The following is a 19,449-nucleotide window of genomic DNA, read 5'->3' as shown; positions in this document are numbered from 1 at the left end:
TATCTCAACGTCTAAGCAATCCCGCTCTTTGGTCGAAAGAGAGGCCGCTCAATTACTCTGCGACCGCTTCGGCTTTCTTCGCCAGCCCATCCAGCAGTTTTTGATGGATGCCGCCGAACCCGCCATTACTCATCACCAGAATGTGATCGCCAGGCAGCGCGGTTTTGAGGATCATCTCTGCCAGCGCGTCGACATCGCCACTCCAGTGCGCAGGGACCACACACGCGTCAGCCACTTCCGCCACTTGCCACGGAATATGCTGAGGCTGCAACAGGAAGACTTCATCGGCACGCCCCAGAGAAGGCGCCAGATCGTCCTTGCAGATGCCCATTTTCATGGTATTTGAGCGCGGTTCCAGCACCGCAATAATGCGCGCCGTTCCCCCCACTTTGCTGCGCAGGGCAGCCAGCGTCGCCAGAATCGCCGTCGGGTGATGCGCGAAATCGTCATACACCTTGACGCCGTAGGCTTCACCGCGCAGTTCAAGGCGGCGACGGGCGTTCACGAACGAGCCCAACGCATCGGCAGCATCGGCTGGCGCAACCCCCACATGACGGGCAGCGGCAATCGCCATCAGACCGTTATGCATATTGTGTTCGCCTACCAGACCCCACTTCACCTGTCCGACAGATTCACCGTCCAGCAGCACTTCCCATTCAGAGGCATCGGTGGTCAGTTTTTTTGCCTGCCAGTGGCCCTGTTCGCCCACCAGCTCCTGCTCGCTCCAGCAACCCATCGCCATCGTCTGTTTCAGGTTGATGTCGTTTTCAGGCCAGATGATCTTGCCCTGCCCCGGTACGATACGCACCAGGTGGTGGAACTGTTTCTGGATCGCTTTCAGATCGTCGAAAATGTCCGCATGATCGAACTCAAGGTTATTGAGGATAAGCGTACGCGGGCAGTAATGCACGAATTTTGAACGCTTATCAAAAAACGCGCAGTCATATTCATCGGCTTCGATGACAAAAAACGGGCTTTCCCCTAAGCGAGCAGACACCTCGAAGTTGCCCGGCACGCCGCCAATGACAAACCCAGGTTTGTAACCGCAGGCTTCCAGAATCCAGGTCGCCATGCCTGCCGTGGTCGTTTTGCCGTGTGTGCCCGCCACTGCCAACACCCAACGGTCGCGCAACACAAAGTCATGCAGCCATTGCGGGCCTGAAACATACGGAATGTTTTTTTCCAGCACCGCCTCAACACACGGATTCCCGCGCGTCATGGCGTTGCCAATGATCACAAGGTCCGGCGCGTTATCAAGCTGACTGGCGTCGTAACCCTGAATAAGTTCAATGCCTTGCTTCTCGAGCAGGGTACTCATCGGCGGATACACATTGGCGTCCGAACCCGTTACCTCATGACCCAGTGAGCGCGCCAGCAGCGCCAGCCCACCCATGAAGGTGCCACAAATCCCCAAAATATGAATGCGCATTCGTCTCTATCCTTCTTATCTACGGCGCACATTTTACCCTCTTGTCTCACACGACGGAAATGCATTTCAGGATAATCCGTATTGTGCTGGCGCGATTCACCTGTGCGCTAACATTTGAATCTTTGTTAATATTGTTGCAGTCACATTACTCCATATAAAATGTAGGGACAGGGTATGAAAACGTTAGGTGAATTTATTGTCGAAAAGCAGCATGAATTTTCCCATGCTACCGGTGAGCTGACTGCACTGCTCTCGGCAATAAAACTGGGTGCCAAAATCATCCATCGTGATATCAACAAAGCGGGTCTGGTTGATATCCTGGGTGCCAGTGGCGCCGAAAACGTCCAGGGCGAGGTGCAACAAAAACTCGACCTGTTTGCCAATGAAAAACTGAAAGCCGCGCTCCGTGCGCGCGATATCGTCGCGGGTATTGCCTCTGAGGAAGAGGACGAAATCGTCGTTTTCGAAGGCTGCGAACACGCGAAATATGTTGTGCTCATGGATCCACTGGACGGCTCCAGTAACATTGATGTTAACGTTTCTGTCGGTACCATCTTCTCTATCTACCGCCGTGTTACGCCGGTAGGCACACCTGTCACCGAAGAAGATTTTCTGCAGCCCGGCAACAAGCAGGTTGCTGCGGGCTATGTGGTTTACGGCTCGTCTACCATGCTGGTCTACACCACTGGCTGCGGCGTACATGCCTTCACCTACGACCCCTCCCTGGGTGTGTTCTGCCTGTGCCAGGAGCGTATGCGCTTCCCGGAAAAAGGAACCACGTACTCCATCAACGAAGGCAACTACATCAAATTCCCGCTGGGCGTGAAGAAGTATCTCAAGTTCTGTCAGGAAGAAGATAAGTCCACTCAGCGCCCGTACACCACGCGCTATATCGGCTCACTGGTGGCGGACTTCCATCGTAATCTGCTCAAAGGCGGGATCTACCTCTACCCGAGCACCGCGAGCCACCCGGAAGGGAAACTGCGTCTGCTGTATGAGTGCAACCCGATGGCGTTCCTGGCGGAACAAGCTGGCGGTAAAGCGAGTGACGGTAAAAACCGTATTCTGGATATCGTGCCGCAAAGTCTGCACCAGCGCCGCCCGTTCTTCGTTGGCAATGAGCACATGGTGGATGATGTAGAACGTCTTATGCGTGAGTTCCCGGACGCGTAAGTTCGGCATCTGATCCCGGGTGCGTTTCGCGTACCCGTGCAACAACCGGATAAGGCATTGATGCCGCATCCGGTTTTTTTTGATTAATGCACAAAAGTCCGTTTTACACGTTCAGACATCCGGAAATAGGGTATCCAGATACAGCAAGCCACGATCGCGCGAATGAGGGAGCGTGCATCGTCATAGCCAAATGGAAGGTTCATCAGCGCGTTCGCCAGCCACAAATCCACGCCCACAAACACCACACCGTAAAGAAGAAAAATGATGTAAGTAACCGGTAACTGGCGCTTTTTGCGCAGAAAGAGACTGCCCACATAAATAACGAGCAGGAACTGCCCGATAAAACCAAAAAGCTCAAAGTAAATGACCGCAAGCCCACTGGTGGTAAAGCTACTGCTGAATTCAAGCAAGGCACGCGCGGTATTGTTAATGGCAAAAATACTCAACACTAACGCCACGAGCAGCCCCAGCGCGGGGAGATACAACCAGCCACCAATTTTCTTAAATTCTTTGGCCTCACACGCTTCGCAGTAATCGCTGCCCTTAAGCGCTTCGTTATCACACTGAATACAAATGTGTTTTCTGATCTCTTCCTGTGTGTCCATCTATCCTTACCCTGTACAAAAAAATCCCGCGCGAACCTGCGCGGGGCTAATTATTATGCAGTTGGCTGCAAACGGAAAGAGGCCATCGCCTCCAGCAGTTCGCGGGACTGCTCTTCCAGCGAGCGGGTCGCGGCGGAAGATTGCTGCACCAGCGAGGCGTTTTGCTGTGCCGTTTCGTCCATCTGGCTGACTGCGATATTTACCTGCTCTATGCCACGACTCTGTTCCTGCGACGCACTGGCAATTTCACGCATCAATTTGGTCATACGCATAACTTCGGACGCGATCTCATCCATCGTTTCACCTGCCTGCATCGCCAGGTCGCTGCCTTCGGACACATGGGCCTGAGAGCTACTGATGAGCTGGCGGATCTCTTTGGCCGCATCACCGCTGCGGCTTGCCAGGTTACGCACTTCGCCTGCCACCACGGCAAAGCCGCGCCCTTGCTCGCCTGCACGGGCTGCTTCAACGGCGGCGTTCAGCGCCAGGATGTTGGTCTGGAAAGCGATACTGTCAATCATGCTGAGGATATCGGCGATGCGGCTGGAACTGTCGGAAATATCGCGCATCTTCTCAATCACATAGCAGACCATTTCACTGCCGCGATCGGCAGTATCAGACACCGATTTCGCCAGTTGATGCGCCTGATCGGCGTTATCCGCATTCTGTTTCACCGTGGCGGTGATCTGTTCCATGCTGGCGGCGGTCTGCTCCAGCGACGTTGCCGTTGATTCGGTACGTTGCGCCAGGTCGACGTTACCCAGCGACAATTCACGGCTGCCCGTATCGATTTGCGAGCTGGCATCACGCACGCGGGTAACGGAGTTGATCAGGGAATGACGCATATTCTCAATCGCCGTATTCAGGCGGTTGAACCCTTTACTGGCGGTACTGACGCTAACGGATGCCAGGTCTCCGGCGGCAACATGCTCCAGTTGGACAATTGAAGCATCCAGCGGTTTAAGCAGCATATGGCGCATTGCCAGCCAGGCCAGCACGATAATGCCCGCCGCGGCCAGTGCAACGACAACAATCAGCATCATCACAAAATTTTTGCTGGTCTGGACCGCGCTTACCTCAGCTTTACCACGGTTTTCGCCCCAGCTAAGAAACGCCTGGATATCGTTATCAAACTGCCGCGAAACCGGAACTAATTTGTTCTCCAGCAGATCATAATAGGCATCCGCGCTTTGTTGGTTTAACGCTGCCTGCATCGGCTTAATGCCCTGGTCCAGATATACGTTGTAGCTTTTCGCAACCTGAGCCAGCAGCACTGCGCCCTGGTCGTCATCCACGCCCGCTTTAATGACGCTGTCCAGCGACTTACGCCCCTGTTCAATTTCGCTATTAATGATTTTGACTGCACTGCCTGCATCGGCGAGCAGACCAACTTCCATCATGCGTACAGCCTGGCCCGACTCATTACGCGCACGCAGAATTTGCGTATAGCCTTCATTGAGGCGCGCCATCTTCTCACCTTGCAGAACGCTAATTCGTTCCAGGGAGGAGGAGCTTTTGCTGAGGGCATAAATTCCCATGCCGCTCACCACCAGCAGCAGGAAAGTCATAATAGCGAGAAGGGAAAGCAAACCAGTACGAAGCGAGAGCGTTCTGAGCATGATAGTTTTTCCGGTAGCAGAGATTCTTTCAGGCGTAAAATAAGCCTCATTGGCAGGTTATCGACCGCCACCGGAAAAACTTTACTTCTTTTTAATTATTTCAATGTGTTACTGCCTTGTTGCCGCTGTGCTAACGCGTGTAACAGGCGAGCTCTGGCGATTCTCCCACAGCACCGTAAGACCACGTTGTAACGCGATAAAAATAAACAATAAAATGCCGATCGCGATTTTGGTCCACCAGGAACTCAGTGTTCCGTCAAAATTGATGTAGGTTTGGATCAGCCCCTGAATCGCCACACCGAACAGCGTACCCAGTACCGTGCCCACACCACCGCTCAGCAGCGTACCGCCAATGACCACCGAGGCAATCGCATCCAGTTCAACCCCCACACCGGCCAGCGCATAACCCGCCTGGGTGTAGATAGAAAAGACAATGCCTGCCAGCGTCGCCAGCCCGGTCGAGAGCATATAGATACGAATGGTAGTGCTGCGCGTTGAGATCCCCATCAGGTTCGCCGACGTTGCACTGCCGCCAATGGCATACACTTCATTACCAAAACGGGTACGGTGGGCAAGGAAAATCCCAATGACCACGACCCCTAACATCAGTAGCCCCATGGCGCTCAGACGTCCGCCGCCGGGAATCAGCCACGACAGGCCGGACAGAGTGTCATAGACAGGGTGGTTAATCGGGATCGACTCTTCGGAGACCAGATAACTGACACCGCGTAAAAAGAACATCCCGGCCAGGGTAATGATGAATGCAGGGATTTTCAGCGCGTCGATCAAAAGCCCCATAAACGCGCCAAATGCACAACCCATCACCAGCACCAGCGGAAAGGCAACCAGCGGCGATATCCCCCAGAAACCAATAGCTTTCGCCAAAAACACCCCGGTGAAAGCAATCACCGAGCCCACGGAGAGGTCTATCCCGCCGGACAGAATCACAAAGGTCATACCGACAGCGATAATGCCCAAAAAGGCGTTATCGGTCAGGATATTACAAATGACGCGTGTGGACGCAAAACCGGGAAACTGCGTCAGGCAATAGAGATAACCCAGGATAAACACGCCCAGAGTGATCATCAGCGGTAAATTACGTTTTATCATGACCGCGCGCTCCTTTAATCAGTGCGATAAAGCGCGGCGACTGAACAATCAGTACGCACAGCACCACCACCGCTTTCACCACCTGGTTAAGCTCTGGCTGGAAGCCGGAGAGCAAAATTCCTGTATTCATGCCCTGAATAATCAATGCCCCTACCACCGACAGCACAAGGTTAAAGCGCCCGCCCATGAGCGATGCGCCACCAATCACCACGGCGAGGATAGCATCCAGCTCCAGCCACAGACCGGCGTTGTTGGCATCAGCCCCGCGGATATCCGCCGCCACAATCACCCCGGCGATAGCCGCACATACACCGCTTAGCACATAGGCCAGCATCACCACGGTGCGGGTATTCACCCCGGCATTTTTCGCCGCGCGGATATTGATCCCCACCGCTTCAATAAACATGCCGAGCGCCGTTTTACGGGTAAACAGCCAGAAGATAACCAGTGTGGCCAGTGCGATAATGACCGGTGTCGGGAACAGCAAGAGCTTACCGCTCCCAATCCAGGCCAGATTGGGCGCGTTGAAAGTGACGATTTGTCCGGAGGTAATCAGTTGCGCCACCCCGCGTCCGGCCACCATCAAAATCAGCGTGGCGACGAACGGCTGGATCTTTAAAATCGCCACCAGAACGCCGTTCCACAGACCGGCGAGGATCCCCGTCCCCAGCGCGGCAAGCAACACTATTGGCAAGCCGTATCCGGCCACGGTCATTGACGCGGCGGTCGCCCCGGCGATAGCCATAACCGCACCGACGGAGAGGTCGATCCCTCCGGTCGCGATCACCAGCGTCATGCCAATAGCCAGTAACGCCACGGGCGCGGCGCGGTTGAGAATATCAATCGGGCTGCCGAACAGGCGGCCATCCTGTAACACAATCTGGAAGAAATGGGGCGCCACCAGGCTATCCACCACGAGCACCAGAATCAGCGCCAGTATTTGTGGCGTCCCTGTGGGCCACTTAAAGCGGCGCTTCGGCTGCCCGGTTTGCGGGAGTGATTGAGGCATCACACTGTACTCCTTATGCCGCAATGGCATTCATGATCGCCGGGACCGACAGCTCAGCAAGCGGGATTTCCGCTATTTGCTTGCGATCGCGCATGATAATTACCCGGTCAGCGTAGCCCACCAGCTCTTCCAGTTCCGAAGAGATAACCAGTAGCGCCAGGCCGTCCGCGCACAACGTTTCAATCAGGCGGATGATTTCCGCATGCGCTCCGACGTCGATGCCACGCGTTGGCTCATCGAGGATCAGGAACTGCGGTTTGGTCAGCAGCCAGCGGGAAAGGAGCACCTTCTGTTGGTTGCCGCCGGAGAGAAACTCAATCGGCTGTTCCGCACTCGGCGTACGGATCCCTAACTGGCGAATAAAGCGCTCCGCAATGGCGTTTTGATCGCGCCGGGGAATCGGCCGTAGCCAGCCGCGCTGCGCCTGCAACGCGAGAACGATATTTTCCCGCACGGAGGCGGCGGCAATAATGCCGTCCGTCTTACGGTCTTCAGGGCAAAAACCGATACCGAGGCAAGAAGCCTGATGCGGTGAGCGCAGCGTCTGGGGCTTACCCTTGATCATCGCATTGCCGCTGTCGGCGGGCTTAATCCCGAAGATAACCTCGGCGGTTTCAGTGCGCCCGGAACCCAATAGCCCGGCCAGGCCTACGATCTCACCGGGACGAACCTCCAGATCAAACGGTGCTATCAGCCCTTTCTTACCGAAGCCTTTAAATGCCGCGACGGGTTTTTCGCTCAACAGGGTACGTCCCGCACGTTGCAGGGCGTTATTGTCCAGTTCGCGTCCCAGCATCATTTTTACCAGCTCAATTTGCGGCAGTTCTCGCGTTTCGCGGCAGCCAACAAAGCCACCATTACGCAGAACCGTGATGCGGTCGCTCACCTCGTAAACCTGGTCCAGGAAGTGGGTCACGAAAATCAGCGCAACACCTTGCGCGCGTAGCTGGCGCATCAGAGTGAAGAGCATTTCTACTTCCTGGGTATCCAGGCTGGCGGTGGGTTCATCCAGGATCAGCACTTTGGCAGAGAGATCGATGGCACGGCAGATCGCCACGATCTGCTGCATGGCGACGGAATAACGGTTGAGCGGCTCGCGCACATCGAGGGAAAAGCCGTAAGACGCCATTAACTCGGTGGCACGTCTTTCCATCTCTTTGCGGCATATAAAGCCGAAACGACGCGGTTCGCGCCCAATAAACAGGTTATCCGCTACCGACATGTTCGGCAGCAGGTTGACTTCCTGGTACACCGTACCAATGCCCAGTTGCTGCGCATGGGCGGTGTTTTTAGGCCGGATTTCGCTGCCTTCCAGCCAGATGGTGCCGCTGTTTGCATGGTAGACGCCCGTTAAGGCTTTAATCAGCGTGGATTTTCCCGCACCGTTTTCACCGAGTAACGCCATGATTTCGCCCCGACGCAGACTGAAATTGACGTTATCCAGCGCTTTAACGCCCGGGAAGTACTGGCAAAGCCCCTCTGTACGGAGGATCTCCTGGTGTTGTTCGGTGGTCATTATGCTCTCCCCCTCACCCTGTCCCTCTCGCCGGAAGGGAGAGGGGACATATCGCGACAATAAGCAGGCGTACCCTCACCAGGCAGCCCTCCTCTCCTTTCGGGAAGGGGGCTGGGGTGAGGGTAACAACGGCTTAGTAGCCCATGTTTTTCTTTTTCTCTAACTCTTCTTTCGCCGTATCCGGCAGGTAGAGCGTGGATTTGGTGATGGTCAGCTTCTCAGGCAGGGTGCCGTCTTTTTTGTATTTTTCCAGCGCATCAAACGCCGGTCCGGCCATGTTCGGCGTCAGTTCGACGCTGGCATTGGCTTCACCGTCGATCATCGCTTTGTAGATATCCGGCACGCCGTCAATAGAACCCGTCAGGATGTCTTTGCCCGGTTTGAGACCCGCTTCTTTGATGGCCTGAATGGCGCCGATCACCATGTCATCGTTATGGGCATAAACCATGCAGATGTTTTTGCCGTTGTTCTCCGCTTTGATAAAGCTTTCCATGACCTCTTTCCCTTTACTGCGGGTGAAGTCGCCGGATTGAGAACGAATGATTTTGATATTGGACGCTTTAGAAATGGCATCGGCAAAGCCTTTCTTACGGTCAATCGCCACGCTCGCGCCTACGGTGCCCTGCAGTTCAACCACGTTACACGGTTTGCCGGCGACGGTTTTCACCAGCCAGTCACCAATGAGTTGCCCTTCCAGCACGTTATTGGCGGTCACGGTGGTCATATAGAGGGATTTATCTTTCACATCAATTGAGCGGTCGAGCAGGAATACCGGGATTTTTGCATCTTTCGCTTCTTTCAGTACCGGCTCCCAGCCTGTTGCCACAACAGGTGCAATAAAGATGGCGTCCACACCCTGGGCAATGAACGAACGCACCGCTTTGATCTGGTTTTCCTGTTTTTGCTGACCGTCAGCAATTTTCAGGGTAATACCGCGTTTTTTAGCTTCGCTTTTAGCGACGTTGGTTTCGGCGGCACGCCAGCCGGATTCTGATCCGACCTGCGAAAATCCCACGGTTAACGGGGCGGCCATCGCCATAGACGACATGGCTGCTGAAACTGCTGTGACAAGAAGTAAGCGCTTCCACATAAGTGTATCCTCGTAGGGTTATTGTTGGCTACAACTTCGCCTGCGGGAAAACTATAGACAATTGGAGATGTAACAGAATGCGTTACATCACAAATCAGAAAAGTGAATGAATTGTTAGTTGTCAGTTGAGATCTGGCGCGCGAAAAGAGTCAGGTCGATCGCCTCTGCATCATGCTTTGAAAACACACAAATTTTCATTCAAAGCCGCGTCCAATTTATGCAGTGTAATCGCTTTCACAATTTTATTCAGGATGCAGCTATCTTTATGGACAATACGGCTACATTTTCTGAAAAAAAAGGGGACGTCAGGCGAGTCACAATGTAAAACAAGCAAAGACATTCCCGATGAGTTGGCTATAATACCCGGCACTTGTTTGCCACACATTTTAAAGGAAACAAACATGAGCTTACTCAACGTCCCGGCGGGCAAAGATCTGCCAGAAGATATCTACGTTATTATCGAAATCCCTGCTAACGCAGATCCGATCAAATACGAAGTCGATAAAGACAGCGGCGCGCTGTTCGTTGACCGTTTCATGTCCACTGCGATGTTCTATCCGTGCAACTACGGCTACATCAACCACACTCTGTCTCTGGACGGTGACCCGGTAGACGTGCTGGTCCCAACGCCGTACCCGCTGGAACCCGGCTCTGTCATTCGCTGCCGTCCGGTTGGCGTACTGAAAATGACCGACGAGTCTGGTGAAGATGCCAAACTGGTTGCTGTACCGCACACCAAACTGAGCAAAGAGTACGATCACATTAAAGATGTGAACGACCTGCCAGAACTGCTGAAAGCACAGATCACTCACTTCTTCGAGCACTACAAAGACCTCGAAAAAGGCAAATGGGTGAAAGTAGACGGTTGGGACAACGCTGAAGCGGCTAAAGCTGAAATCGTTGCTTCCTTCGAGCGCGCTGCGAAGAAGTAATCCGTTTTATCTGAAAAACCCTGAATGCGGATAACGGCGGACAGGGTTTTTTTATGTCTTATTCCTCTGTCCTTCTCTGTTCCTGCCCTTTCAGCGTCCGTTTCTTAATCTGTCATAAAAATGTCACAAAATTCTTTTCCCATGCGTTTGAACGATATAACCCAAACCCGCCCCACAACCGTCTTCCGACCTCTGTAAAGTCCGCCCCACGCGGGTCGATACCCCTTTTGTGACCGTGCTCTTTCATTCCACCGGGGAACAACATGAAACTTAATCACTTCACAATTGGGCAACGACTCGGCCTGATGGCAACACTGTTGCTGCTGGCAACGCTGTTTATCGGCTTGCGGGGGCTGGCGATAAACAGTGACAGCTTTGGGCAGAATCAGAAAATGATGGCAACGGAGAAAGTGCTCGTTGAGAGCATTGATACCGCACGTAACGCCCAGGTGCAGTTCAAAATCCAGGTTCAGGAATGGAAGAACACGCTACTACGCGGCTCTCAGGGACAAGAGACTTTTGATAAATACAAAGCCGCCTTTGTTTCCCAGAGCCAAAAAACGCAGCAACTGTTGGAAAAACTGAGCGCGATGTTGCCACAACTTGGCATGGATAATGCGCAGGTTGAACAGACTCGCAAGCTCCATGCTGAGCTTGAAGCGCATTACCTGAGCGCACTACAGCAATACGATCTGAGCGACCCTACCAGCGCCCAACGCGTCGACAAACTGGTGACCGGTATTGACCGGGAGCCGACACGGATGATTGACGAAGTAGTGGAGCATACGCTGAAACACGCCAATGCCATTCACGTGGAGACGGACGCGCGTAACCTGGCGCAATATCAGCAAACCCGCCTGATGTTGCTGATCGCCATGGCGCTGACCATGCTGGCCGGTGGGATTATCACCTGGTGGCTGGTGCGCAGCATTACCCATCCGCTGGCACAGGCCGTTACCGTTGCCCGCACGGTGGCCTCTGGTGATTTGCAGACTACCTTTAGTATCTCCGGGCGCGACGAGACAGCCGAACTGATGCACGCCTTGCAAGAGATGAACGGCAACCTGACCCGCATCGTCCACGGTGTTCGCCACAGCACGGAATCCATAGCCTCGGCATCGGTGCAAATTGCCACCGGTAGCCGGGAACTCTCTTCACGTAACGAGGCGCAGGCGAGCGCGCTGGAAGAAACGGCTGCCTCCATGGAGGAGCTCACCTCGGTGGTGAAAAGCAACGCCGAGAACTCGCGTTTTGCCAGCACTATCGCCCGCGACGCATTCACTATCGCAGGCCAGGGCGGGCAAGCCGTGGAGCGCGTGGTGCAAACCATGAGCGACATCCACCAGCTCTCCAGCCAGATTAATAACATCATCGGTGTGATTGACAGTATTGCCTTCCAGACCAACATCCTGGCGCTGAATGCCGCCGTCGAGGCCGCACGCGCGGGTGCCGAAGGACGAGGTTTCGCTGTCGTTGCCTCCGAAGTCCGCGCCCTGGCGCAACGTTCTGCCTCTGCGGCGCGGGATATTCGTAACCTGATCGACAATTCCGTTAACCGTATCGCCGAAGGGAACGCGCAGGTACAAAGCGCCGGTTCCGCAATGACCGAGATTTTGCGTATCGTGCAGCAGGTGAGCGAGCTGGTGGAGTCCATTTCCGCCGCCAGCAAAGAGCAGAGCACCGGTATCGATCAGGTGAACGTGGCGGTGACGCATATGGATACCGCAACCCAGCAGAACGCCACGCTGTCGCAGGAATCGTCGGCTGCCGCGCATCAAATGCAGCGCCAGGCAGAAGAGCTGTTAGAAGCCGTAAGCCAGTTCAAATTGCGGCAAAACGCCGCGTAATCAGCAGCAGCGCCATTCGCCTTTGGGTCGGAGGGCGCTGTATCTCCCCCCGCTTTCATTGACTGTGCGATTCTTTATCCCCGAATTCATCACGCTTTGGTAAACATATACCTCTACAATGCATACCGTTGTGTGATTGCCCCCCTGCCCCGAAATAACCACAAGGAAACGTATCTCTATGCCACGGTTTCGTCTGCACTTTATCTCCCTGCTGACCGCCTTTTGCCTGCCCGCTTTTGCTCACCCGCTCACGCTGGAGACCGTAAAAAAAGCCGAGGACCAACTTAACGCACGAGTGGGCTATGCCGAATTGAACCTCGCCAACGGCCAGATGCTGGGCAGCTATCGTCCACAAGAACGTTTTCCCATGATGAGTACTTTTAAAGTGCTACTGTGCGGCGCGGTCTTATCGCGGGTTGATGCCGGGCAGGAGCAGCTTGCCCGTCGTATACAGTATCGTAAGCAGGACCTGGTCGAGTACTCGCCGGTAACGGAAAAACACCTTACCGACGGGATGACCGTGGCCGAACTGTGCAGCGCCGCCATCACAATGAGTGATAACACGGCGGGCAACCTGCTGCTGTCTGCGATCGGTGGACCGTCAGAACTTACGGCGTTCCTGCGTAAAGCGGGCGATCGGGTCACCCGTCTCGACCGATGGGAAACCGCGTTGAATGAAGCGTTACCTGGCGATGAGCGTGATACGACAACGCCTGAGGCCATGGCGCAGATGCTGCGCCAGCTTCTCAACGGCAAGATACTGACACCAGCATCACAGCAGCAATTAATGGCCTGGATGGAAGCAGATAAAGTCGGCGGGCCGCTGATTCGCTCGGTCATGCCAGCAGGCTGGTTTATCGCCGATAAAACGGGAGCGGGGGAACGGGGTTCTCGCGGTATTGTTGCCGCGCTGGGGCCTGATGGCAAACCGGCCCGCATCGTCGTTATCTACATCACCGAAACGCAAGCGACCATGGACGAACGAAACAAAAAAATCGCCGACATCGGCGCATCTCTGATTAAGCACTGGTAACCGGGCAACGCCTGCGGGACAAAAAACAACGCCACCCGAAGGTGGCGTGTTTGTATTAATACTGGTCTCTGTCTAACCAGTTGCCGGTAGGGATAAACGTTTTCCCCTCCACCGGCCGTTGGTACACATACATCCAGGCGCTGCCATAAGGCGTCTGTATAAGCTGCCGTTTATATTCGCCCCCAGCGGTACGTAGCGCGTCCAGTTCGCCAAGCGTTGTCGCATCAATGCGGTAAACTTCACCCAGCACACTGCCATCACCCGGTACAGCGCCAGGGTAGTGCCCCAGACTGTAGAGTTGATAATCTTCAACGCAATAATCACCCAGCCACTGAGCATTGGTCATCCAGTGGCTGTTGCCTTGCTTGCGTCGTAAACTGCCGTAGACAAATATTCGCATTGCTAAAACTCAAACTGATAGAGCAGATCAAGTGCCTGATCTAAGCCAGACACCGCTTCCAGATACAGCTTAGGCATCAGGCGATAACGTAACGTGAGAGTCGCCAGTGAGTCAAAAATACCCACACCATATTTTACCTGTAGACCCGGCAGTACATAGCCGCTGACCACCACCTGGGAGGAGTCGCCCACCCCTTCGGTGTCCAGCGCCAGATTGCTTACGCCAAACGTCTCGCCGATTTTACCCACAACCTGACCACTTTGTGCAACCCCCAGGCCCACTAAGGCTGAAGTCATTGCTGCACTATCGCTTTGTCCGCTCTCCAGACCCTGCCCGCGAAGCAGGTAAGAGAGCGCCTCTTGCTGCGACATCGCCGGGTCGGAGAAGATCTCCGCTTTCGGTTCATCTGCCGTGCCGGTAATACGCACCCCGGCGGTCACGTCGTTCTCGGTGGCATCCGGGTTACGAATCGCCTCGATATTCAGCAGCGGCTGATCGACAGGGCCGGAGAAAAGCAGTTCCCCCTTACGCACAATCAAATCCTGACCATAAGCGTGGTAGCGCCCTTCCGGAATATTGATTTGCCCGTTAAGGCCAAGCCCTTGTTGATCCTGAGTGACTTTCAGATCGCCGGTCAGCCGCGCTTTCAGTCCGAAAGCATCCATCCGCACATTATTGCCGACATGCACAATCAAATTACTGTTAATCGGAATCGCCGCGCTTTTCGGTTTTTCCGGTTTCAGATCCGCATTGAGCATCACTTCATCACTGGAGGTGCCAACCGCGCTTTCCGGCAAATCATGCACGACGATCCGCGCCCAGGGCACATCGACCCGACCATCAAGCGTAAACAGCGTCGGCGTAGCCTCGAACACCAGATCAGGGGAGACGTCCAGACGCACCATAGGCGGCACGGTAATGCGCACCTTGTTCCCCTGTGCCGCCACACGGGCACGCCAGTTGTTAATCTGGCTCCAGTCCGCATCACCGCTCAGGTTAATCTGTCCTCGCTGGGTCCGCACCACCCCTTGCAGGGTCGACGTGGTACCATTGAAATTCATTGCCAGTTGGCTGGGCTGCATATCGAACGGCATGAAGTTACCTTCCACATCCACACCGTTGAGCTGCATCTGCCCGAACAATTGCGGGCTTTGCAGATTCCCGCCGAGCCGTAGGTTAGCGTTCAGCGTACCCGCTGCTTTCTCGCCGCGCGTAAAGATGGCGTTAGCCATCGCCAGCGAGAAATTGCGGATATTGACGTTACCGCCAAGGTTACGCCGCCCCTGGGGATCGGTGACCTGCACCTGCCCGTCAAACTGTCCGTTATTGGTCAGACGGATCAGCCAGCCTAAATCCGCACGGTTATTCTGCAACTTCGCGTTAAGGTTTAGTGTTTCGAAGGCGACCGGCAGCGGTGCATCGTTCACTACCTGGGTCACTTTGACATTACGCCCGGACAGCGTCACTTCACCCTGCGGCAAGCCTTCTTTGCTGGCATCCCACGAGACATCAGCCTTACCGCTGAATGTGCCGCTGGCCTGAGTGGTATCCGGCATAAAGGGTTTCAGCATCGCCAGGTCGAAGCGGTTCAGATTGACTACCGCACGCCCCTGCGCCCCGGCATCGATCGTCTGCGGCACGCAAAGCTCCGCATTCGGGTTGGTCCAGCAGTGTGGCCCAATACTGATCTTCTGTTCCTGATTACGGTAATCCAGCGCGATTTCACGGTTCAGGGCAACTGGCCCGACGGGGGTGGTGAAGCGTGTATCGCTAAGAGTGCCCTTCCAGCGCTGTTCGTTGCGATCAAAACTCCCGGCCAGTTTTAACTGCCCGGCGACCGGCTCACCCTGCACCCGCAACTCAAGCTCGTGCTGCTTTTCACTACCTTTGGCAGCAAGCGTTGCCAGGCTGATATTCACCCCAGGCTGAGAGAGGCGTTCAACCCGCACATTCATCGTACCGGCAAGCTGATCGGTCGATTTCACATCCCCTTTCACCAGGACACGGGCCACACGCAGCGCTTGCCAGCGCAGATTGCTGGCGGTGATATCCGCCATTACCTGTGGCGCATCCACCGTACCGCGAATATTCACCAGCCCTTTAGCCGTACCGCCCAGCCCTGGCAGTGCGTTATCCAGACCTGGCGCGTCGATGTTGGCATCCAGGTTAAGATCTTTTACCCCCAGTTCGCCTTTGACATCGGCTTTGTTGCGTCCCAGTTCCAGATGCAGCTCCGGAATGGTCCACTGCATATAGCTGTTGCCTTTAAGCTGCCCGTCAACGCTGACTTTATTTTGTTTCACGTTCCCGGCGAGTTTCAGCTCCGGGATATCAAGCTGCCAGGTTCCGCCGTAGAGACTGCCGCGCATTTTCGCCAGCCCGTTCAGTTTTGCAGGCCAGTCCGGGAAGGTTTTTGCGGTGTTGATACCGTCCAGCGTTAACTCTCCGCGCCAGCTAATCGCCTGCTGCCAGTCGAGCAAGGCTTTGAGTTCGGTTTTCCCTTCCAGCGCAGCTACGCTCAGCTTGTCGATGCTGATTTGCTGCTCGTTACCTTTACCGTCCAGAGTGATGGTGGCTGGTGGTACGTCCTGGCCCTTTACCGCCGTGCGGAACGACAGCGTGTAGTCAGTCATTTTACCGGTCAGCTTGAGCTTAAGGTCGTCGGCCTGATACTGTTTTTCACCGGTAAACGGCCAGTAGAGCTGCTCGCTGGTGATGTCCAGATTGAGCGGCAGTCCCGCCTCGGCAAGCTGTGTTTGCCCACGCAGAACAATATCCACCGGGCCGGACAGGTTGACGCCAAATTCCAGTTGTTTGCGCACCTCGCCGCCGACTTTGAGTTTCACTTTCTCGCCTTTCATCGGATCGACATTCAGGGTGCTGTTGAGCGTGATATCCACCGGCCAGTTATCCCGCAATGTCGCCGTGCCCGTGGCATTAAGCGTGCCCTGATTTGAATCGATATCGAATGCATCGAGCTTCATATTGCCGTTAATGCTGCTCACTTTGAGCAGCATATTGCTGACCGTGATATCGGTGTCACCGGTTAAGCGAAGCTGCTCACCGCGAAATTCTTCAATATTGAGATTGAGCGGCAGATGCACATCCGTCATCTGCGGCAGCAGCGGTTTGGCGAAAAGTTGCTTCAGGGATTCGCCCAGCGGCAGTTCATCCGGTTTCGGATTCTCAACTTTCGGCTCCACCACCTGTTCCTGCGCCACCTTCGCCACTTTCGGCAACGCAATCAGCAGGCCGCTCAGCGAGGTCGGTTTCAGGGTCAGGTTCTTCTCTTCCCAGTTCAGGGCAGAGGAGAAGTTCATGACGGAGACGGTCGTGTCATCAATATTAATATTGACGTTATTGAGGGCCACGCGGCTTAACGTAATGGGATATGGCGTGGAAAGGTTTAACGGCCCGTTATCCTCTTCTTTCACCGGCGCGGCAGGTGGCATCTTTTTGGTATCGATGACCACATTGATATCTTTTAGCGAGATATCGTTCACGCACAGGCTACTGTCACGCAGGCAGCCCAGTTTCACCGCCAGATGGAACTCTCCGGCATTCACCGCGATACCCGGCTGATCGTAACGAATGTTTTTCAGCGATAAATCGCGCCAGCCACCGGTCACCTGGCCGATTTCCAGCCCCGGAACCCAACGGTTGGCGGCCTTAAACAGCAGATGTAACCCGCTCGTCGTCCCGACGAGAAAAATAACCGTCCCCAGCACTAACAGGATAAACACCAGTACGCCGAGGCTTATCTTCTTCCATAAACTCATAATTCAGGCCCCAAACCGATGTAAAACTGTAATCCGTGCTCGTCTTTATCGCCGACCGGAACGGCCAGATCGAATTTGATTGGGCCAACCGGTGATTGCCAGCGTACCCCGACGCCGGTACCGGTTTTGAAATCACTGCGGCGGATATCGCTCACGGCCTCACCGCTGTCGACAAAGACCGCGCCCCACCATTTACCCGTCACGTTGTACTGATATTCCAGCGATCCAGTGGCCATTTTCGAGGCACCGATCAGCTTGCCGTCATCATCCTTCGGCGCGATAGATTTGTATTTATAGCCGCGGATGCTGCGGTCGCCCCCGGCGAAGAAGCGCAAATCTGGCGGTACGCGGTTAAAATCGTCGGTTTCAATCCACCCCAGGTTGCCACGGGCGACAAAACGGTGGCGGTCATATAACGTGCGGATCCAGGCGTTTTGCGCCTGCATCACGATAAACTCCACATCCGAGCCCCAGGCGGTGCTGGAGTAATCGATGGAATAACGCTGAGAATCACCCCAGGTCGGCATCAGACCGCCGCGCGAACGGGTACGGCTGATCATCACCCCAGGATAAAGCAGCATAGTGGTATTGGTCACGCTCGCCTGCGTAAAGTGGTCGAGGCTCCAGCGCAGGTTAATGGCGCGCTGCCAGCCGCTGGAGAGATCCCAGTAACGGGACACCGCAAGCGTGGTGGAGTCCGCTTCGGTATCATTTAAATCGGTGCGCTTAAAACCGCCCTGAATCAGATAATATTGCTCAAGCGGGTTTTTGAGCAGCGGAACTTTGTAGCTGAAATCAAGCTGTTGTTCCGGCGCAGAGACGCTGGCAGTAGTGGTAAAGCTGTGGCCATAGGAGTTTATCCACGGCTTTTTCCATGTGGCTTTGACGCGCGGACCTACGTCGGTGGAATAGCCGATACCCGTCTCAATGGTGTTTTCAATCCGCGGTGCGACGACACCTTTTAAAGGTAGTACTTTGCTTTCTCTGGCTTTATCAAACTCCGGAGCCACCACCACGGAGTTAAACCAGCCGGTAGCCGACAGGCGACGGTTAAGTTCCGCCAGATCTTTGGTCTGGTAATAATCACCTTTTTTAAACGGCACCAGATTTTGCAGATACTCCTCGCGGATTTGCGAACCTTCGAAGGTCACATCTCCGAAACGGTAGCGCTGGCCGCTGTCATAGTCGATATCCCAGAATGCCTGATGCCGGTCAAGCGCGATGCCCAACTGGCTGTGGTTATAGTGGCTATCGAAATAGCCCTTGCGCAAGGCAACACGGGTGAGTGATTTCTTAAAACCGTCGTAATCACCGTGGTTCAGCACCGTGCCTTTTTCCGGGCGCTTTTTTAGCAATGCAATATAATCTTCATCGGTACGCGCACCGCCGCGCAGGATCACATCCGTACCGCCGATGCGTACCGGTTCCCCTGCTGAGACACGCGCAATCAACACCTGACGCCCTTTAGCCGGCGGTGGGCGAAGCTCGAACTCGATAGTGGGTTCGTAATATCCCAGCGCTTTCAAACCTTCACGGATGGCGTCATCGACACGCGCCTGAAATCGCTTGTCCGGCGTCACTTCATCGCTCTGGATGGTGGAAAGCTGAGCGCGGACATTTTTCTGCAGCGCTCCGGTCAACCCTTCCAGTTGCAATCGGACGTTTGCCGACATGGCGCTATGGCTTGCCAGCAACAAACCGGCAAAACATAAAGTACGGATTTTTGGCACGTTCTCTCCTGAATATCCCTTGTTCCCACCCCTGGAAGGAAACGTCAATACCGCTCCGCGGCTTGTAAAAAATCCAATATGTGGATTGAAAAACGGACGACACCCCAAATATTTCTTATGTTTAAATCTAGTCTGATTTACCGCGTTTATTGTGTTAAAAGAGACGCTTCGTTACAA

At 54.6% G+C, this 19,449-nt stretch carries 14 protein-coding genes; 4 read left to right on the top strand and 10 right to left on the bottom strand.

Annotated features, from left to right (window positions below; genetic code table 11):
- Positions 1-52: 52 nt before the first annotated feature.
- On the bottom strand, positions 53-1,429 hold the full coding sequence (gene mpl, locus ABU190_RS19030) for a UDP-N-acetylmuramate:L-alanyl-gamma-D-glutamyl-meso-diaminopimelate ligase (RefSeq protein WP_271848658.1): 1,377 nt from the start codon (positions 1,427-1,429) through the stop codon (positions 53-55).
- 174 nt (positions 1,430-1,603) lie between these two features.
- On the opposite strand from mpl, the gene fbp reads away from it, so the two are divergent.
- The gene (gene fbp / locus ABU190_RS19025) at positions 1,604-2,602 is read left to right on the top strand and encodes a class 1 fructose-bisphosphatase (RefSeq protein WP_039077757.1); all 999 of its coding nucleotides are present in this window, start codon (positions 1,604-1,606) and stop codon (positions 2,600-2,602) included.
- A gap of 83 nt (positions 2,603-2,685) precedes the next feature.
- On the opposite strand, the gene ABU190_RS19020 is transcribed toward fbp, so the two are convergent.
- The 6 genes from ABU190_RS19020 to ytfQ all read right to left on the bottom strand — a co-directional run bounded on the left by ABU190_RS19020 (position 2,686) and on the right by ytfQ (position 9,551).
- A complete protein-coding gene (locus ABU190_RS19020) occupies positions 2,686-3,207 on the bottom strand; it encodes a DUF2569 domain-containing protein (RefSeq protein WP_039077758.1) in 522 nt (173 codons plus the stop codon).
- Between the two features lie 53 nt (positions 3,208-3,260).
- Positions 3,261-4,826 carry a methyl-accepting chemotaxis protein gene (locus tag ABU190_RS19015; protein WP_354692142.1) on the bottom strand — a complete coding sequence of 522 codons (1,566 nt, stop codon included), beginning with the start codon at positions 4,824-4,826 and terminating at the stop codon, positions 3,261-3,263.
- A gap of 108 nt (positions 4,827-4,934) precedes the next feature.
- On the bottom strand, positions 4,935-5,936 hold the full coding sequence (yjfF, locus tag ABU190_RS19010; protein ID WP_039077760.1) for a galactofuranose ABC transporter, permease protein YjfF: 1,002 nt from the start codon (positions 5,934-5,936) through the stop codon (positions 4,935-4,937).
- The gene (ytfT, locus tag ABU190_RS19005) at positions 5,923-6,948 is read right to left on the bottom strand and encodes a galactofuranose ABC transporter, ATP-binding protein YtfT (RefSeq protein ID WP_103245020.1); all 1,026 of its coding nucleotides are present in this window, start codon (positions 6,946-6,948) and stop codon (positions 5,923-5,925) included. Before ytfT ends, yjfF begins: the two co-directional genes overlap by 14 nt.
- 10 nt (positions 6,949-6,958) lie before the next feature.
- The gene (gene ytfR / locus ABU190_RS19000; protein ID WP_296414306.1) at positions 6,959-8,461 is read right to left on the bottom strand and encodes a galactofuranose ABC transporter, ATP-binding protein YtfR; all 1,503 of its coding nucleotides are present in this window, start codon (positions 8,459-8,461) and stop codon (positions 6,959-6,961) included.
- A 133-nt stretch (positions 8,462-8,594) separates the two neighbouring features.
- Positions 8,595-9,551: a galactofuranose ABC transporter substrate-binding protein YtfQ gene (gene ytfQ / locus ABU190_RS18995; protein WP_271848654.1), complete on the bottom strand. Its 957-nt coding sequence runs from the start codon at positions 9,549-9,551 to the stop codon at positions 8,595-8,597.
- 401 nt (positions 9,552-9,952) lie between these two features.
- On the opposite strand from ytfQ, the gene ppa reads away from it, so the two are divergent.
- The 3 genes from ppa to bla all read left to right on the top strand — a co-directional run bounded on the left by ppa (position 9,953) and on the right by bla (position 13,363).
- Positions 9,953-10,483 (top strand): inorganic diphosphatase, encoded by a 531-nt coding sequence (gene ppa, locus ABU190_RS18990; protein WP_039077764.1) that lies wholly within the window; start codon positions 9,953-9,955, stop codon positions 10,481-10,483.
- Between the two features lie 263 nt (positions 10,484-10,746).
- Entirely contained in the window at positions 10,747-12,330 is a 1,584-nt protein-coding gene (locus tag ABU190_RS18985) for a methyl-accepting chemotaxis protein (protein ID WP_354692141.1), read from the top strand.
- A 178-nt stretch (positions 12,331-12,508) separates the two neighbouring features.
- Positions 12,509-13,363 carry a class A beta-lactamase gene (gene bla / locus ABU190_RS18980; RefSeq protein WP_354692140.1) on the top strand — a complete coding sequence of 285 codons (855 nt, stop codon included), beginning with the start codon at positions 12,509-12,511 and terminating at the stop codon, positions 13,361-13,363.
- 55 nt (positions 13,364-13,418) lie between these two features.
- On the opposite strand, the gene ABU190_RS18975 is transcribed toward bla, so the two are convergent.
- The 3 genes from ABU190_RS18975 to tamA are packed head-to-tail and all read right to left on the bottom strand — an operon-like array spanning position 13,419 to position 19,272.
- On the bottom strand, positions 13,419-13,763 hold the full coding sequence (locus ABU190_RS18975) for a gamma-glutamylcyclotransferase (protein WP_039077766.1): 345 nt from the start codon (positions 13,761-13,763) through the stop codon (positions 13,419-13,421).
- A 2-nt stretch (positions 13,764-13,765) separates the two neighbouring features.
- Entirely contained in the window at positions 13,766-17,542 is a 3,777-nt protein-coding gene (gene tamB / locus ABU190_RS18970) for an autotransporter assembly complex protein TamB (RefSeq protein ID WP_354692139.1), read from the bottom strand.
- On the bottom strand, positions 17,539-19,272 hold the full coding sequence (gene tamA / locus ABU190_RS18965) for an autotransporter assembly complex protein TamA (protein ID WP_354692138.1): 1,734 nt from the start codon (positions 19,270-19,272) through the stop codon (positions 17,539-17,541). Before tamA ends, tamB begins: the two co-directional genes overlap by 4 nt.
- Positions 19,273-19,449 lie beyond the last annotated feature (177 nt).

The organism is Phytobacter sp. RSE-02 (genome assembly GCF_040578655.1).
Taxonomy (GTDB): Bacteria; Pseudomonadota; Gammaproteobacteria; order Enterobacterales; family Enterobacteriaceae; genus Phytobacter; species Phytobacter diazotrophicus.
Note: the sequence above shows the minus strand (reverse complement) of the source record. Positions and strands in the feature narration are given on the sequence as shown.

What these genes read in the sequence shown, in the direction of transcription:
- yjfF (WP_039077760.1), bottom strand. Translation starts at nt 5,936, where the DNA reads ATGATAAAACGTAATTTACCGCTGATGATCACTCTGGGCGTGTTTATC.
- bla (WP_354692140.1), top strand. Translation starts at nt 12,509, where the DNA reads ATGCCACGGTTTCGTCTGCACTTTATCTCCCTGCTGACCGCCTTTTGC.
- ytfR (WP_296414306.1), bottom strand. Translation starts at nt 8,461, where the DNA reads ATGACCACCGAACAACACCAGGAGATCCTCCGTACAGAGGGGCTTTGC.
- ABU190_RS18985 (WP_354692141.1), top strand. Translation starts at nt 10,747, where the DNA reads ATGAAACTTAATCACTTCACAATTGGGCAACGACTCGGCCTGATGGCA.
- fbp (WP_039077757.1), top strand. Translation starts at nt 1,604, where the DNA reads ATGAAAACGTTAGGTGAATTTATTGTCGAAAAGCAGCATGAATTTTCC.
- ABU190_RS19020 (WP_039077758.1), bottom strand. Translation starts at nt 3,207, where the DNA reads ATGGACACACAGGAAGAGATCAGAAAACACATTTGTATTCAGTGTGAT.
- mpl (WP_271848658.1), bottom strand. Translation starts at nt 1,429, where the DNA reads ATGCGCATTCATATTTTGGGGATTTGTGGCACCTTCATGGGTGGGCTG.
- ytfQ (WP_271848654.1), bottom strand. Translation starts at nt 9,551, where the DNA reads ATGTGGAAGCGCTTACTTCTTGTCACAGCAGTTTCAGCAGCCATGTCG.
- ABU190_RS19015 (WP_354692142.1), bottom strand. Translation starts at nt 4,826, where the DNA reads ATGCTCAGAACGCTCTCGCTTCGTACTGGTTTGCTTTCCCTTCTCGCT.
- ppa (WP_039077764.1), top strand. Translation starts at nt 9,953, where the DNA reads ATGAGCTTACTCAACGTCCCGGCGGGCAAAGATCTGCCAGAAGATATC.
- ABU190_RS18975 (WP_039077766.1), bottom strand. Translation starts at nt 13,763, where the DNA reads ATGCGAATATTTGTCTACGGCAGTTTACGACGCAAGCAAGGCAACAGC.
- tamB (WP_354692139.1), bottom strand. Translation starts at nt 17,542, where the DNA reads ATGAGTTTATGGAAGAAGATAAGCCTCGGCGTACTGGTGTTTATCCTG.